The organism is Mesorhizobium sp. B2-8-5 (assembly GCF_006440675.2).
In the GTDB taxonomy this organism is placed as follows: domain Bacteria; phylum Pseudomonadota; class Alphaproteobacteria; order Rhizobiales; family Rhizobiaceae; genus Mesorhizobium.
Genome location: NZ_CP083951.1, coordinates 5,618,409 through 5,634,285, shown reverse-complemented (window position 1 = coordinate 5,634,285; position 15,877 = coordinate 5,618,409). Strand labels below are relative to the sequence as shown.

At 61.0% G+C, this 15,877-nt stretch carries 12 protein-coding genes and 1 tRNA gene; 5 read left to right on the top strand and 8 right to left on the bottom strand.

The genetic code is table 11. From position 1 onward, the window contains the following. Positions 1-18 precede the first annotated feature (18 nt). Positions 19-630: an HAD family hydrolase gene (locus FJ430_RS27875; protein WP_140705354.1), complete on the bottom strand. Its 612-nt coding sequence runs from the start codon at positions 628-630 to the stop codon at positions 19-21. Continuing rightward, positions 627-1,799: an A/G-specific adenine glycosylase gene (gene mutY / locus FJ430_RS27870; RefSeq protein WP_140705356.1), complete on the bottom strand. Its 1,173-nt coding sequence runs from the start codon at positions 1,797-1,799 to the stop codon at positions 627-629. Before mutY ends, FJ430_RS27875 begins: the two co-directional genes overlap by 4 nt. Positions 1,800-1,832: 33 nt before the next feature. Here mutY and FJ430_RS27865 point away from each other — a divergent pair, with 33 nt between their 5' ends. The 3 genes from FJ430_RS27865 to smc all read left to right on the top strand — a co-directional run bounded on the left by FJ430_RS27865 (position 1,833) and on the right by smc (position 6,768). Continuing rightward, positions 1,833-2,342 (top strand): DUF721 domain-containing protein, encoded by a 510-nt coding sequence (locus FJ430_RS27865; RefSeq protein WP_140705358.1) that lies wholly within the window; start codon positions 1,833-1,835, stop codon positions 2,340-2,342. A gap of 154 nt (positions 2,343-2,496) precedes the next feature. Beyond that, complete coding sequence (locus FJ430_RS27860) at positions 2,497-3,243, top strand: DsbA family protein (RefSeq protein WP_140647305.1); 747 nt, start codon at positions 2,497-2,499, stop codon at positions 3,241-3,243. A gap of 63 nt (positions 3,244-3,306) precedes the next feature. Further along, positions 3,307-6,768, top strand: a complete 3,462-nt coding sequence (gene smc, locus FJ430_RS27855; protein ID WP_140705360.1) for a chromosome segregation protein SMC — start codon at positions 3,307-3,309, stop codon at positions 6,766-6,768. A 30-nt stretch (positions 6,769-6,798) separates the two neighbouring features. On the opposite strand, the gene FJ430_RS27850 is transcribed toward smc, so the two are convergent. Then, positions 6,799-8,511 (bottom strand): HAD family hydrolase, encoded by a 1,713-nt coding sequence (locus FJ430_RS27850; protein ID WP_140705362.1) that lies wholly within the window; start codon positions 8,509-8,511, stop codon positions 6,799-6,801. Positions 8,512-8,737: 226 nt separating this feature from the next. Here FJ430_RS27850 and FJ430_RS27845 point away from each other — a divergent pair, with 226 nt between their 5' ends. Next, positions 8,738-9,661 (top strand): acetamidase/formamidase family protein, encoded by a 924-nt coding sequence (locus tag FJ430_RS27845; protein ID WP_140705364.1) that lies wholly within the window; start codon positions 8,738-8,740, stop codon positions 9,659-9,661. 156 nt (positions 9,662-9,817) lie between these two features. Here the strand turns inward: FJ430_RS27845 and FJ430_RS27840 are convergent. The 4 genes from FJ430_RS27840 to FJ430_RS27825 all read right to left on the bottom strand — a co-directional run bounded on the left by FJ430_RS27840 (position 9,818) and on the right by FJ430_RS27825 (position 13,640). After that, positions 9,818-9,892, bottom strand: a tRNA-Gln gene (locus FJ430_RS27840). A gap of 100 nt (positions 9,893-9,992) precedes the next feature. After that, positions 9,993-11,111: a glycosyltransferase gene (locus tag FJ430_RS27835; protein ID WP_140705366.1), complete on the bottom strand. Its 1,119-nt coding sequence runs from the start codon at positions 11,109-11,111 to the stop codon at positions 9,993-9,995. Further along, positions 11,108-12,232 (bottom strand): glycosyltransferase family 4 protein, encoded by a 1,125-nt coding sequence (locus FJ430_RS27830; RefSeq protein ID WP_140705368.1) that lies wholly within the window; start codon positions 12,230-12,232, stop codon positions 11,108-11,110. Before FJ430_RS27830 ends, FJ430_RS27835 begins: the two co-directional genes overlap by 4 nt. A 115-nt stretch (positions 12,233-12,347) precedes the next feature. Beyond that, positions 12,348-13,640 (bottom strand): hypothetical protein, encoded by a 1,293-nt coding sequence (locus FJ430_RS27825; RefSeq protein ID WP_140705371.1) that lies wholly within the window; start codon positions 13,638-13,640, stop codon positions 12,348-12,350. Positions 13,641-14,004: 364 nt separating this feature from the next. Between FJ430_RS27825 and FJ430_RS27820 the strand changes: the two genes are divergently transcribed. Further along, positions 14,005-15,030: an FkbM family methyltransferase gene (locus tag FJ430_RS27820; RefSeq protein WP_181175359.1), complete on the top strand. Its 1,026-nt coding sequence runs from the start codon at positions 14,005-14,007 to the stop codon at positions 15,028-15,030. A 25-nt stretch (positions 15,031-15,055) separates the two neighbouring features. Here the strand turns inward: FJ430_RS27820 and FJ430_RS27815 are convergent, their stop codons facing one another. After that, the gene (locus tag FJ430_RS27815; RefSeq protein WP_140657122.1) at positions 15,056-15,877 is read right to left on the bottom strand and encodes an FkbM family methyltransferase; all 822 of its coding nucleotides are present in this window, start codon (positions 15,875-15,877) and stop codon (positions 15,056-15,058) included.

The following is a 15,877-nucleotide window of genomic DNA, read 5'->3' as shown; positions in this document are numbered from 1 at the left end:
CGCCGCAAGCGATTCAGTTCAGGCCGCAATCCCGAACCGCTGAAGGTCTGCTTTAAGCGTCCTGGCGTCGATGAACAGCACCGAATGCCAGCCGGCGGCCCTGGCGCCGTCGACATTCTTCTGGCTGTCGTCGATGAACAATGTGGCGGATGGCTCGAGACCGAACGCGGTCACGTGATGATCATAGATGGCGCGGTCCGGCTTGATCTGGCGGATGTCGGCCGACACGGTCACGCCGCGCGGCCGGTTGAGAAAGTCGAAACGCTGCCGTGCTTCGGCAAGCGTGTCGGCGGCGAAGTTGGTCAGCATGGTCACATCGTGGCCGCGCTCGATCAGGCCGAGCATGATGGCGACGCTGTCGTCATAGGCATGCGGCACCATCTCGTGCCAATGGCGGCGGAAGTTACGGATGTTCTCGGCGTGATCGGGATGCTCGGCGATCAGCAACGCCTCTGCATCTTCCCATGTGCGGCCGCGATCCTGCTCGATGTTCCACTCGCTGGTGCAGACATTGTCGAAGAACCATTTGCGCTCTTCGGCATCCGGTATCAGCCGGCTGAACGCAAGATCCGGATCGTAATGGATCAGCACCTTGCCGATGTCGAACACGATATGGCGGATTTCGGTCATGCAGGCCTCTTTGCACTGTGCGGCGACGGTTTCTTCGTCGCGCCCGGTATCGCCGCCTCGATTGCCTTTTTCATGACAGTCGGCAGCGCTTCCCCGGAAATTTCATGAGCCAGCGACCAGAAATGCCCGTCCGGTGCGTCGCCTTTGACGCGGGCATGGAAGATTTCGAGCTCGAGCGCGAAATGGGTGAAGACATGCCCGATCTGCCCGGCGCGGCGCCAATCGGCGACAAAAGGCGCGGCCTCGGCCGTCGTGGCGCCGTCGACTCGCGCCGTCCAACCCGTGGTCGGCACTTCTGTCATGCCGCCGAGCAAGCCTTTCTCGGGCCGCTTGCGGAGCAGGATGGCGCCGTCCTCGCGCTCGGCGACGAATGCGGCACCCTTGCGCAGCGGCTTGTCGTCTTTCGGCAGCCGGACCGGGAAACGTTCAGGATCGCCGGTGAGAATGGCGCTGCAATCCTCGCGGATCGGGCAGAGCATGCAGCGCGGCCGCTTCGGCGTGCAGATCGTCGCGCCGAGATCCATCATCGCCTGGGCAAAGTCCCCGGGCCGCGTCTGCGGCACCAGTTTTTCGACCAGCGCGCGGATATGCGGCTTGGCCTCGCTGAGCGGCGTTTCGATCGAATGGAGACGGGTCACGACCCGCTCGACATTGCCGTCGACGACCGCCGCCGGCCGGTCGAAGGCGATCGCGGCGATCGCCGCTGCGGTATAGGCGCCGATTCCGGGCAATTCGCGCAGGCCCGCCTCGGTGTCCGGAAAGCGGCCGCCTCGGAGCGCCACGAGGTCGGCGCAGGCTTTGAGGTTGCGCGCCCTGGAATAATAGCCGAGACCGGCCCAGGCCTTCATCACATCCTCGGCGGGCGCCGCCGCCAGTGCTTCGACCGTCGGCCATTTCTCGACGAAATTGCGGAAATAGGCTTTCACCGCCTCGACCGTGGTCTGCTGCAGCATCACCTCGGACATCCACACGCGATAGGGATCGGCCCTTACACCGCGCTCAAACGCAGCGGGCGTGACGCGCCAGGGCAGGTCGCGGTGATGCGCGTCATACCAGGCAAGCAGGCGGGAGGCGATATCCGGGGATCCAGCTTTGCTGGTATCGCCGGATCCGATATCGCCGGATGCGGTCTTCTGTGATGCCTTGCGGGTCTGATCGAGCGGTGCCATTGATCGGATGAGCTGGGGAACTGGAGAACGCACATGGCAGGGAAAAGGCCCTTCGGCAATCCCGTTCCGGTGAGCGATCTCGCCACCGAGATCCTCGACCCGGTGCTGAAGAAGCGCGCCGGTATCTCGATCGGGCTGGTGCAGTCCTGGGAAGAGATCGCCGGGCCGCGCCTGGCCGCCCACTCGCGGCCGGAGAAGATTCAGTGGCCGCGCCGCTTGCACGAGGACGATCCGTTCGAGCCGGCGACGCTGATCATCGCCTGCGAAGGCATGGCGGCGTTGCATCTGCAGCACGAGGCCGGCGAGGTGATCAACCGCGTCAATGCCTTCCTGGGCTTCAACGCGGTCGGCCGCATCAAGATTCTGCAAAAACCGGTGCTTTCGCAAAAGGCGCGGCCGAAGCCGGCGCCGCGCCCTCTGAGCGAGGCGGAGAAGTCGAAGCTTTCGCATCTGGTCGGCCAGATCGAGGATGACGGCCTGCGCGCTTCATTGGAGCGGCTCGGCGCCACGATTATGGGTGAAAGGAAGCTCAAAGGGTCGTAAGAAGCGTCATGAATGCGTCACCAATCTCGCGCATTCGTGATGCTTATGATCAAGTTTCGCGATTGGATTGGGGATCGCGATGCCTTAATTCGCGCCAACTCTCGCCTTTTCTAGCCCTTGCATTGCAAAATCCAACCGATATCAGGTGATTCGCATGAACCGTGCCCCGTCTGGCAAAAGCTTGTCTCGCAGAAACCTTCTGACCGCGCTGGCTGCTGTTCCTGCGGTGGCGCTGCTTGCCGCATGCAGCGACTCCGGCGAGGAGGCGAAGGCAGCCGACGTGAAGCCGGCCAACCCGTCGACGCCTGCCAAGCCGGCCGCCACGCCGGCGGCGGTCCAGGTGCCCGAGGCGCAGGGCACCGTGGACATGACGGAACTGCTCAAGCCGGGCGCGCTGCCCGACAAGCAGCTCGGCAAGGACGACGCCAAGGTCACCATCGTCGAATACGCATCGATGACCTGCCCGCATTGCGCGCATTTCAATGACACCACCTTCCCACAGCTGAAGTCGAAATACATCGACACCGGCAAGGTCCGTTATATTCTGCGCGAATTCCCGTTCGACCCGAGCGCCGAGGCCGGCTTCATGCTGGCGCGCTGCTCGAAGGACAACTACTTCGCCATGGTCGACGTGCTGTTCAAGCAGCAGCCGAGCTGGGTCGGCGTCAACAACACCAAGGAAGCGCTGCTGCAGATCTCCAAGCTGGCCGGTTTTACACAGGAGTCCTTTGAGTCCTGCTTGACGGACCAGAAACTTCTGGACGATGTGAGAGCAGTCCAGAAACGCGGAGCGGACGAGTTCAAGGTCGACTCGACGCCGACCTTCTTCATCAACGGAAAGACCTACAAAGGGGCGATGTCGATTGAGGAAATGTCGGCCATCATCGACCCTCTGCTCTGACATCCAGGCCGCGCCGAAGCGGTCCGGCTTCGGCGCGCACGCCTGTAGTGTTGGGCGGCGCGAATGAAATTTTCGCGCCTTCGCCTCCTCGGTTTCAAATCGTTCGTCGAGCCCGGCGAGTTCGTCATCGAACGCGGGCTGACCGGCATTGTCGGGCCGAACGGCTGCGGCAAGTCGAATCTCGTCGAAGCTTTGCGCTGGGTGATGGGCGAAAGCTCTTACAAGAACATGCGCGCGTCCGGCATGGACGACGTGATCTTCTCTGGCTCCGGTGCGCGGCCGGCGCGCAATACCGCCGAAGTCACGCTTTTCCTCGACAATACCGACCGCACCGCGCCTTCAGCCTTCAACGACGCCGATGAACTGCAGGTGTCGCGCCGCATCGAGCGCGAGGCGGGCTCGCTCTACCGCATCAACGGCAAGGAAGCGCGCGCCAAGGACGTGCAGCTTCTGTTCGCCGACCAGTCGACCGGCGCCCGCTCGCCCTCCATGGTCGGCCAGGGCCGCATCGGCGAGCTGATCCAGGCAAAGCCGCAGGCGCGCCGCGCGCTGCTTGAAGAAGCCGCCGGCATCTCCGGCCTGCACACGCGCCGGCATGAGGCCGAGCTTCGGCTCAAGGCGGCCGAGCAGAACCTCGAGCGGCTGGACGACGTCGTCGGCGAGCTGGAAGGCCAGATCGAGAGTCTGAAGCGCCAGGCCCGCCAGGCGTCGCGCTTCAAGAACCTGTCGGCCGATATCCGCAAGGCCGAAGCGACGCTGCTGCATCTGCGCTGGACGCTGGCAAAAACCCAGGAAGGGGAGGCGCGTTCCGCGCTTGCCGTCGCCACCACGCTGGTCGGCGACCGCGCCGCCGCCCAGATGGCGGCGGCCAGGGAGCAGGGCATCGCAGCGCACCGGCTGCCGGACCTGCGCGACGCGGAAGCCGCCGCTGCTGCCGCCTTCCAGCGCCTGTCGATCGCCAAGACCCAGATCGAGGAAGAGGCCGGCCGCATCCGCGCCCGCCAGACCGAGCTCGAACGCCGCCTGCAGCAGCTCGACGCCGACATCGCCCGCGAGGAGCGGATGGTGCGCGACAATGCCGACATCCTGGAGCGCCTGCGCACCGAGGAAGCCGAGCTCAATTCGGAAAACGCCGGTGCCGCCGAGCGCGAGGCGACCACGCGCGCCGCCTTCGAGCAGGCCGGCGCGACGCTCTCGCAGAGCGAAGCAAAACTTGCCGCGCTGACCGCCGAGCGCGCCGAGGCGGCCGCCTCGCGCCACCAGATCGAGCGCTCGCTGCGCGAGACCGCCGAGCGCCGTGATCGCTTCGCCCGTCAGCTCGCCGAGGTCGACCGCGAGCTTTCCGACATCGTCGCGCGCATTTCCGGCCTGCCCGATCCGGCCGAGAAGCGGCTTCTGGTCGAGGATGCGCTTGCCCGGCTGGAAGAGGGCGAGGCCGGCGCCATTGCCGCCGAGCAGGCCGTCGCCGAGGCCCGCACTGCTGAAAGCGCCGCAAGGCCTCCGCTGCAGGATGCAAGGGCCGAACTGGCGCGCATCGAGACGGAAGCGCGCACGCTGGCGAAGATCCTCAATGCCACCAGCGGGGGCGATCTTTTCCCTTCGGTGCTGGACCAGATCAGTGTCGAGCGCGGCTACGAAACCGCGCTTGGCGCGGCCCTTGGCGAGGACCTCGACGTTCCGCTCGACCGCAGCGCTCCGGTGCATTGGGGCGAAAGCTCGGTCCAGCCCGGCGATGCGTCGCTGCCCGAAGGTGTGAAGAGCCTGGCCAGCGTCGTTCGCGCGCCGGCGCAGCTTGCCCGCCGCCTCGCGCAGATCGGCATCGTCGACACCGTCGATGGCCGCCGGTTGCAGGCGCTTCTGGCCCCCGGCCAGCGGCTGGTCAGCCGCGATGGCGCGCTCTGGCGCTGGGACGGCTTGACGGCGAGCGCCGACGCTCCGACCGCCGCCGCGCTGCGGCTGGCGCAGAAGAACCGCCTGGCGGAGCTCGATGCCGAAGCCGTGCAGGCGACGCTTGTCGTACGCGAGGCCGAGGAGGCGTTGACGCATGCCGAGCAGGCGATGCGCCAGGCAAGCGATGCCGAGCGCAATGCGCGCCAGGCCGGCCGCGACGCCCAGCATGCTCTGGATGCCGCCCGCAACGCGCTGGCCGAGGCCGAGAAGGCCGGCGGCGAGCTGTTGAGCCGGCGCGCCGCGCTTGAAGAGGCACGCGCTCGCATTGTTGACAGCCATGAGGAGACGCAGGCCGCTTTCCTCGAAGCCGAGGCGATGTTGCAGGACGCGCCCGATCTTGGCGACCTGCAATTGCAGCTCGAACAGGCCTCCGCCAATGTCTCGCGCGACCGCGCCACGCTCGCCGATGCGCGCGCCGTGCACGAAGGGCTGCGGCGCGAAGCCGAGGCGCGCATGCGCCGGCTGGACGCCATCGGTGCCGAACGCAAGAACTGGCTGGAGCGCGCCGAGAACGCCTCGACGCAAATCGCCGCCCTCGGCGAGCGCAAGGCCGAAGCCGAGGCCGAGCGCGAAAGGCTGGCCGACGCGCCGGACGAGATCGACGCCAAGCGCCGCGCCCTGCTGACGCAGCTTTCCGAGGCCGAAGCTTTGCGCCAGGCGGCGAGCGACCGCCTGCAGGAGGCGGAGAGCAAGCAGGCCGAGCTCGACAAGGCGGCCACCGCCGCCATCCAGTCGCTCGCCGAATCGCGCGAAACCCGCGTCCGCGCCGAGGAGCGGCTCACCGCGGCCGATGAACGCCGCGCCGAGGTCGAGGCGCGCATCCAGGAAGCGCTCAACACGCCGCCGCATCTGGTCATCAAGCATACCGGCCTCGAAGCCGACGACCCGATGCCCGACATGGCCGAGATCGAGCGCCAGCTCGACCGGCTGAAGATCGAGCGCGAGCGCCTCGGCGCCGTCAACCTGCGCGCCGAGGAAGAGCAGAAGGAATTGTCGGAGCGGCTGGAGACCATCGTTTCCGAGCGCGAGGACATCATCGAGGCGATCAGAAAACTGCGCCAGGCGATCCAGAGCCTCAACCGCGAGGGCCGCGAGCGGCTGCTGTCGGCCTTCGAGGTGGTCAACGGCCATTTCCAGCGGCTGTTCTCGCATCTGTTCGGCGGCGGCACGGCCGAGTTGCAGTTGATCGAGTCCGAGGATCCGCTGGAGGCGGGGCTGGAAATCCTCGCCCGTCCGCCCGGCAAGAAGCCGCAGACCATGACGCTGCTTTCCGGCGGCGAGCAGGCGCTGACGGCGATGTCGCTGATCTTCGCCGTGTTCCTCACCAACCCCGCGCCGATCTGCGTGCTCGACGAGGTCGACGCGCCGCTCGACGACCACAATGTCGAGCGCTTCTGCAATTTGATGGACGAGATGTCGAAGACCACCGAAACCCGCTTCGTTATCATCACCCACAACCCCATCACCATGGCGCGCATGGACCGGCTGTTCGGTGTCACCATGGCCGAGCAAGGCGTCAGCCAGCTGGTCTCGGTCGACCTGCAAGCGGCCGAGGCGATGCGCGAGGCGAGCTGAGCTCGCCTTTCTCACGTTCAACGACCAATCCTAGTTCTCCGGCGCCGTCGCCGGCGCCGTATAGCGGCGGCGCACGGCGTCGATCACCAGCTTGCGGCTCTCGTCGGCCGACAACGCCTTGTTCTTCTCCGCGTCTGCTGTTTCGTTGGCGAGTTCCTTGTCCCTGATCTGCTGGCGGAACCATTTGGAATAATCGCCGGCGCGCAAATGGTATTCCCATGTCTTGTCGTCGATACCTTCCGCCATCTGGGCGAAGATGATGAGATTGTGAGCTCGCAGATTCATCGCCTTCTTCGGCCCTGTGAAATAGAAGCTGCCCGCCTCGTCGAGCTCGCCTTCGGCATATTTGCGGCTGTGCCGCTTCAGCGACTGGTCGGGCTCGATCGCCTTGACCGTGAACGGCTTCTTGCCGTCATGCGGCCGCCAGAACAGCACGCGGTCGCCCTTGGGCAGAGGAATGTCCTTCGGCGCCTTGAGCCCGGTTTCCTTGCAGAAGGTCCTGATCACGTCCTTTGCGTTGGGCCCGAGTGCGATCACTGCCGTCACTAGCCGCAACGCATCGGTGGAGATTGCTTCGGGGTGGACGGTGATCAGCACGGTACCAGGCAGCTCGATCGAAAGCACCGCCCGCGTATCTCCGCGTCGCTTGGGCATCAAATGATGCGCCTCGTCGATGATCAGCCAGTGCGGCCTTGCCGTGCGATAGCGGACATTGCCGAGGCCGGGCAGCAATTCGGCGAAGAAATCGGGACGCTCATCGACCTTCAGCGCCAGGCCATTGACCACGACATTGTTCTGCGGTTTCTCGATCAATTCCAGCAATTGTTCCTTGTTCGGCGCGGTCGAGCCGTTGCCGAGCGGCACCGCGCCTTTCAGTCCGTCATAGTCGCCCTCGGGGTCGAAAATGCAGAATTGCAGACCTTTTTCGACCAGCCGCTCGGTGAGCGCCGTGGCCAAGGTCGATTTGCCGATGCCCGAGCTGCCGGCGATCAGCACTGTTTCCATCGGCGACAAGTAGATGTCTTTGCCGCGTGAGGTCCCGAGCAGCACGCCGCGCGAGCGCTTTTTGGCCAGCGGATAATCGCGCTTGGTCAGCCTGCGGATCAGTTCCTCGACGCCTTTGCCGCGCGGCGCCTTGGTGACGAGGTCGGCGGTTTCCTTGACCGCGGGCAGCGCGTTGGCCACAGCGACGCTGCAGCCCGAGGCCCTGAGGAAAGCGTGGTCGTTCTCGGCGTCGCCGACGGCCACGACATTATGCGGCGACAGCTTCAGGTCCTCGAGCGCAGCCGCCAGTCCGGTTGCCTTGTTGATGCCCGAGGGCAGGATCATCACCGCGCCCTTGTTGAAGATGATCTCCAGCTCCAGCCCGAGCTTCTTGATGACGTCGAGCACCGTCACCTGGTGCGGCTCCCAGGTGGCGACGATCGAGCGCCCAACCGACAGCGGCTTCACGCCGCGCTTCTTGAGCCCGTCGATGAGATCGACGGAAGGCGAGGGCGAGATCGTGCGCTCTTCCTCGCTGGCCGGCGTGTAGATCAGCGCGCCGTTTTCGGCGACGACCTTGTCGAACAGGAAAAGTTCGGGAAAAACCTCCTTGAGGTCGGGCAGTTCGCGGCCGGTGACCAGGATGAGCTTGCGCCCTGATTTCTTCAGCTTTTCCAGCGCCGAGATCGTGCTGGCCGTGACCAGGCCATCATGCGCCAGCGTGCCGTCATAGTCGGTGGCCAATGCCATGAAATACATCGGTTTAACCTCTCCGCCGGCTGTTTTTCGCGCCCGCCGGCAGTATCCGGCTCGGCGGACAACAACGCCTGGAGGCGGAAAAGGTTTAGGTCGAGCACTGGATTTCTCGGGCCGGCATTAGGCCGTCGCGCATCGCAGCGACTCGCCCATGCGAACGAAACGATCGGCCAGGAAGAGCTCAATCCGCCCACTTGCCGTACCTCGACGCCTTCGTTACTGCGATCTAATGGCGACGCACAAACTTACCAACACCACTTGGCACAATGTCCTTGGTACGATCGCGCCGGCGCTCACAATTGCATCCGGCGATGTCGTGACGACGGAAACGCTCGACGCTCAGGGCTTCGACAAGAACGGTGTGCAGCGGTCACGAGGGCCGAACCCTATGAACGGCCCGGTCTTCGTGACAGGAGCCGCACCTGGTGATGCGCTGCGTGTGGAGATCCTGCGCATGGACCCGATCCGCTCTTCCGGCTGGACGATCTCGTCACTGGCTGCAAACGTTGTCGATCCGGAGGCTGCTCGTGGGCTGCCTGCCAGGGACAAAGTCACTTGGCAGATCGACCTGGAAGCGCGAACTGTGGTGTTGCAGGAGCCGCCGCCAGGCCTCGAGCACTTCATTTTGCCGGTCGAGCCGATGATCGGCTGCTTCGGCGTGGCGCCATCGATGGGCCAGGCTTTCTCCACCGCGACCAGTGCAGAAAATGGCGGGAACATGGATTACCGCGGGTTTCGGCCCGGCGCGACCGTTTGGTTCCCCGTTGCGGCAGAGGGTGCGCTCTTCTTCGCGGGCGATTGCCATGCGGCGCAGGGCGATGGGGAGATCGTTGGAACCGGGATCGAAACCTGCTTTGAAGTTGAGCTTCGCTTGACCGTGGAAAAAAACAGACGGTTGACATGGCCTCGTGGCGAGAACGAGACCCACATTTTCTCTGTTGGTAATGCTCGTCCGCTTGATCAGGCTCTCCAGCACGCGACCACGGATATGTTCAACTGGTTGACCAGTGACCACGGCTTGTCCGCCGCTGCCGCATCGCATCTGATGGGACAGGTTGTCCGGTATCACGTCGGAAACGTTTTTGACCCTGCCTATACGATGGTTTGCCTGATCGAAAAGCGATGGCTTCCGAAACCGGCCTCCACCGGCTGACGAGAGCAATTCCAGGAAAGCGTGAGCGGTTTTCCGTTCGGAATTGCGTCAAAACAAAGAGGTAGGGCGGTTCGTTGGTTCCGTGAAACGGTGAAACGCACGAGTACAAGCCACGGCGCCAACAACCATACCATCCGTTTGACTGGCCGATGGCAGTGGCTGGGGCGCCAGGATTCGAACCTGGGAATGTCGGTACCAAAAACCGATGCCTTACCACTTGGCGACGCCCCAGCAGGCGGGGCATGCCCGCTGCGCGGCCTTATAGGACGAGGCGGAGCAAAGCTCAATGCCGGCTGTGCATGAAACACGACGGCAATTTCGTCCCGGCTGCTCAGGCGCGGCGATTGATTAGCCGAAGATAGAGCTCGGCATAGGCTCGTCCCATCTTGTCGGCGGTGAAGAGGTTGGAAAACCGCTCGCGCGCCGCCCGTCCCCATTTTTCCGCTTCCTCGGGCGAATCGAGCAGGCGGTCGATCGCTTCGGCAAGGCGGGCGGGGTCGGAAGGCGGGACGATAAGGCCGGTGACGCCGGCCTTGTTCACATAGGAGGTTCCGGTTCCGATCTCGCATGAGATCATCGGCTTGCCGCACATCGCCGCTTCCGCCAGCGAGACGCCATAGGCCTCGGAACGCTGGTTTGAGGGGAAGACGAAACCGCTGCAGGTGTGAAGCAGGGCCATCTTCTGTGGTTCGGAAATTTCACCGAGGAAGATAACGTTGTCGCGGCCGAGTCTTTCGGCCTGGCGTTTCAACTGCTGCCCGATCGGTCCCGACCCGGCGATGACGATCTTGCACCGCACCCGGTCCGCGGCCTCGACAAGGATATCCAGCCCCTTATAATAACGCAGCACACCGACGAAGAGCACGAAAGGCTCCGACACCATCGATTGGCACCAGGCGTTGTCTGCAGCCGTCGGCACGGGATAGGCGCTCTGGTCTATGCCGATCGGGATGACCTGCGATTTGGCCTTGAATTTTCTCAGCGTCGCGCTCGAGCCCAGATAATCGGGCGATGTCGCCACGATCGCGTCGACATCGCCAAGGAAGCGCTGCATCAGCGGATTGTAGAACGGCAGCAGCAGGCGCTGCTTGACGATATCGGAATGGTAGGTGACGACGGCCGGCTTGCCGTGGCGCGATCTGAGATGCGCTATGTCCATGACCGGCCACGGAAAATGGTAGTGCACCAGGTCGGATTGCCGTGCGAGCCTGTCGAATTTACGAAAAACCTCGCGCGAAAACCCTGTCGATGCCAGCTCGAAATCGAGCTTCGCTTTGACGGCTATATGGCCGTCGATCCGCCCGGTGTTTTCCTCAGGCGCGCTGCTCAGTGACAGCACCTGCGTTTCGATGCCATAGCCGGCCGTGCTTTCGGCGATGGCATGGATGGTCCGCTCGACGCCGCCGAAGCTGTCCGGCCAATATGTCTTGAAGAAATGCAGGACTTTCAAACAGGCGTCTTTCGTCTTAACCGGATGGCCTGCTCGAAGATATGCTGCATGCCCTCGGCGTGATTCTTCCAGGTGAAACGCTCCACGTTGCGGCGCGCGCCGGAAGCAAGCTTTTGGCGCGATTGCGCATCGAGGCAAAGATGACGAAAGCCACTGGCGATCGCCGCAGCATCGCTGGGGTCGACCAGAACGGCGCCTTCGCCGGCCACTTCCGGCATCGACGACGTGTTCGACGTCAGCACCGGTTTGCCGTAGGATTGCGCCTCGACGATCGGGAAGCCGAAGCCCTCGTAGAGCGATGGCATGGCCAGAAAGAGGCAGTTCGCATAAAGCGTCGACAGCACGCTGTCGTCGACGAAGCCGGTGAAGAAGATCTGTTCCTCGAGGCTGCCGCGGCGTACCTCGTCCGCCAGGCCGGTTTGCTTCCAGCCGGTGCCGCCGACGATGACGAGATCGCAGCCCGAGCGGACGCTTTCAGGCAGCAATCCGTAGGCCTTGATGAGGTTGCCGAGGTTCTTCCGGGGCTCCAGCGTGCCGACGAAAAGCGCGTAGGGTCTCGCGATGCCGAGAGGCGCTAGGCTGGAAAAGCCGCCCGGCGCGGGCAGGGGCGTGGTGCCGGGAGCGATCGTGCGGATCGGCGTCTGCAGCCACGGAACCGCTGTTTTTAACGCGCTTGCCGTGGCGTCGGAATCGGTCACCACGACATCGGCCCGGCGTAGCGCGGGTTTCATCAGCAGGCGCTCGCCGAGCAAAGTCCGCATACGCATGGTTTCCGGCGCATGCAGCCAGACTAGATCGTGGATGGTCACCACCCGCGCGATCCGGCTGTCCAGCACCAGCGGCAGCCGGTGGGACGGCCCCCAGAAAACCTCAACCGCGTCGCGCGCGGCCCAGGCCGGCAGGATCGCTTGCCCCCACAAGGCCCGGCCTGAAAGCGACCGGTATCGATCCGTCCGCAAGGTAACGGCGCGCGGCAACTCGTAATCGGCATTGATCGGGGCCGGAGCGTAGACGCAAACCTTCGCGCCGAGTCCCGACAGCGCCTTGATCGACTTATGGACGAACCGGCCGATACCATCCGTGGCCGATAAGAGGTTCCTGCCGTCGACGCCGATTCTCAATGGGTTCTCCGGGAGCAGAACTCTAAAAGATGCCAGCTATTTCGCGATACGAAAAAAACCGCACTCCGTATGACGAAGTACGCCGATGCAACCTGCTGTGAATCGCTCCTCGGGCTCAGAGGAGTGAACTAGAATTAATAGCCCACCCATAAGAGTCGAAGGCCACGCCGCGCCTCCTGTCTTCTCCAATTGCCGTATCTGCGACAGTTTCGTCCACTAGCATCGCTATTTTCAAGAATGCTCGCTTCGAGCGCGCTTGTATCGTCGCCGTTTCCAACCAACCTTCTGCATGTTGGAAAGAATGCGTGCGCGCCACATCGTCAATCTCGAAACGAAGTTGCCGTCGCAAGTGCGCAGCCGCATAGCCGCGTATCCATACTCTAATAGACAGGTCGACGTCGGCTGGACATGGAAGATACAAAACTGTTCTTGTGTGCGGCCCGGTCCATACGCAACATTGAGCCGTGCCCGCAGCATCTCGTCCCCAATGGCCCGAGCCGAGGATTGTGTCCTTGACAGAAACGACAGAGAAGCCGTCACGTGCGAAGGGCCGCAAGCGCTTCGTTGCAAGTGGGGAATGGTAAGTCTCGAATTCGGTCTCGTTGTATCTGGCTGCAGTAATGCTGTGGCGCTCTTCGAACAACTCATTGGCTCGGTTGTAGAGAACCTGATCGTGAGCGGTGAAACGTTCGAGAAGACGGTTGGCATCCTCGTCTACCTCGTAGGCGAAAAGGCGGCTCGACTCCGTAACATTCAACGCGACCTCCTGGCCTACGTCGTGAACTAATCCAAGCGACGATGCAATGGCTGCCTTCGTTTCGGACAGTCGTGAACTAAGTCCAACCACGTGATAGCGCCGTTCGAGCGCCCTTAGGGCGATTGGTAACAATGAGGCGACGTCCTCCATTTCTTCAACAATTTCGGCTGTATAACCAGCTGCAAGCGCTCTGGTCATATAATTGTCGAGCAGGAAGCGCACCCCAGATCGGGAGTGCTTCTTTAGAAATGAAGTCAATGAAAGCTGGACAGAGTCGCGGAGGGCGTCATCCTCGGGTGATCCGATATAATGCGATGTCACCCGCGCCTCGCGGCGCCAATCGGCAATTTGCGAAAGGATACGTTGCCTCGGATCTCTCAAAACTGTGCAGCAGAAAACGTCATCCGCGGCGAACGCGCGAATCGGCAGATGGGTGCCGAATGCATACGATGTGGAGAATGCGGTTAGGGCCGCGCTCTTTATGGGTTGATTGAACAGTTCGACCCGCCTCAGTAGCTTCAGCACTTCGGCTTCATCCCAGAGGCGGTCGTCTGGCTGTTGCCAGTTTAGCCAACTGTTGAGCGACGTGCCGCTGCATTTCTTTAGATGAAAATGAAAGATTTTTGTGAAACCACCAGCGAACAACTGCAAGGCCCCATGCTCAACGCTGGCGCTTGTACGGCAAACCCGTAGCGCACAGATCCATCTAAATCTCCCCTGTCTACGCGGTGGTTTGTCGGTAGACTCTCCCGTCAATCCGGGTAACCATTTGACCCTAACGCGTCAAAATCCAATCGTGAAGACTGTTGCGTAGGAAGGTGGTGGATTAGTACCTGAGGTGCGAATAGCGTTCGTGCGCGGCTGTCGACGGAAAACGGGAACAATCATTCGTATGCATAGTCGGAAGGCATTAGAGACTGACACTGAAGTCCTGGCGGCGTTGTCGTCTTGGGGTGCGAGATCGATCTCTGGTCTTGCGGCCTTCATTCTTGAGAGAATGTACAGGGCAGAGACGTTGCTTGACGAGTCCTTGTTTTTAGAGCTCAAAAAGCACGTAGATTATTTTTCAGAAAGAGCAGGTGTAAATCTTCCCATTATAATAAATGGATCAGATTTTAGCGTAAACAAAAGAGTTTTTCTGGATTTTTCTGAAAATTGTGCCAAAGTATGCTTGGAAATAGATAAATACGATAGTATTTTACCTAGCGCATACAGTATAAATAGCAAAATATTATCCATCGAGGATGGTATTAATAGAATACAATCTCAGCTGATGATAGGATCTTTGGTGATTAATTCATCGAATGATAAGCTAAGAGAAAGGGTAATTGGCATAGGATCATTGTTGTCTCCTGTCGCCGTATCAGGGGTGCTTAAGAGGAGAATAGGTGGTCGGACTGACGGTGGGTATGTGATGCTTGACGATTTTAAGGAGGTCGAAGGTGCGTTGTCGCTGGGCATCAACGACGACGACAGTTGGGATGCGGACATTTCCAATCTTGGAATCGAAGTTCACCAGTATGACCATACTATAGATGGATCGCCTACCATCAAAGAGAAATTAAAATTTTTTAAAGAGAAAATAACTTCTCCATATGATTCAAGCGGGGTGTCGTTAAGAGATGCCGTATTGCGGCAGCGGGGTAAAAAACTGGTCTTGAAATGCGATATAGAAGGATCAGAGTGGGATGTTTTTAGTACTGCAGATAATGAAACTTTAGAGAGGTTCTCTCAGATAGTCTGTGAGTTTCACGGGTTTGGATCGATAGTCAATGACGAATTACATATAAATATGGAAAGAGCTTTGAAGAATTTACAATTACTATTTTCCGTGGTTCACGTTCACGCCAATAATAGTGCGCCGTGGTTGATTATTGGCGGTGTGCCGTTTCCAAGTGTTATTGAGGTTACTTTCGCGAGAAAGTCGCTATATCACTTCAATGAATCAACCGAAATATTTCCAACCGCCCTCGATTTCCCCAATGCCCCCAGCTTGCCAGATTTCTATTTGGGCAGCTTCAAATATAAAAGGGACGGATAAGTTGCGAGATTCGTTTCTCGGCTTTTTATCGCCGAAATGGCCACCACCATTTCGGTGACGATCGTTCAAAATAGTAGCCGGTCGGTTGAACTTCGGCCCCCATCGCCCACGGCCTTACACCAGGCCCGTGCGAGGCAACTGCATAATTGGCCGCCAACAATTGCTCCAAAAGCAAGGCCGAACTGCCTCCAGCTGCCTCAATCATAGGCGGATGCATTTCAACATATCCACGCCGCACGCCGCTCTGGACGATTGAATGGCCTAATTCATGCTCGGCGCCTTCAATATCGATCTTCGCGAAAGTCGGCCTAGCGCCAGCGAAGGCAGCGAGTGGCTCAATCCTCAGGTCGACCTTCGGACTTTCGCCTGTGACCTGGACATTGACAGTCATCGACGACAGGACAGGGGCTCTTATCGTCTTGCGTTCTGGGCCGATGCCAACCGCATGGACAGTGACATTCGAGAGGCCGTTCAGCTTTGCTTGAGCGTGTGTGGCTGCGGCATTCCATGGATAGGGATCGAAAGCGTGCACGTGGCCGTGCCGCGCGCGAAGTGCGAACCAAGTGGTTAGGTAACCTGCGTTGCACCCCAGATCGAACACTACATCGCGATCGCGAACAAAATTCGTCGCGTCCATCCGAATCAGGGACCATTCCTGAAATCCCGGTGGATACCAATTTCTCGATTCTTGATGGAAAGTCACGAAACGAAAGCGGTGCCCAGCCTGTTCATGTTCTATGACTTCGGGGTCTAGGCGAGAATACGAACCAAGCATCGGTGCAAATTTCTCAATTGCATCCAGCTCCCTCATGAAGTCATCAACAATTTTCTGGTCTACCGAACGCAC

Coding starts and splice junctions, on each gene's coding strand:
- FJ430_RS27875 (WP_140705354.1), bottom strand. CDS start 630: ATGACCGAAATCCGCCATATCGTGTTCGACATCGGCAAGGTGCTGATC.
- mutY (WP_140705356.1), bottom strand. CDS start 1,799: ATGGCACCGCTCGATCAGACCCGCAAGGCATCACAGAAGACCGCATCC.
- FJ430_RS27865 (WP_140705358.1), top strand. CDS start 1,833: ATGGCAGGGAAAAGGCCCTTCGGCAATCCCGTTCCGGTGAGCGATCTC.
- FJ430_RS27860 (WP_140647305.1), top strand. CDS start 2,497: ATGAACCGTGCCCCGTCTGGCAAAAGCTTGTCTCGCAGAAACCTTCTG.
- smc (WP_140705360.1), top strand. CDS start 3,307: ATGAAATTTTCGCGCCTTCGCCTCCTCGGTTTCAAATCGTTCGTCGAG.
- FJ430_RS27850 (WP_140705362.1), bottom strand. CDS start 8,511: ATGTATTTCATGGCATTGGCCACCGACTATGACGGCACGCTGGCGCAT.
- FJ430_RS27845 (WP_140705364.1), top strand. CDS start 8,738: ATGGCGACGCACAAACTTACCAACACCACTTGGCACAATGTCCTTGGT.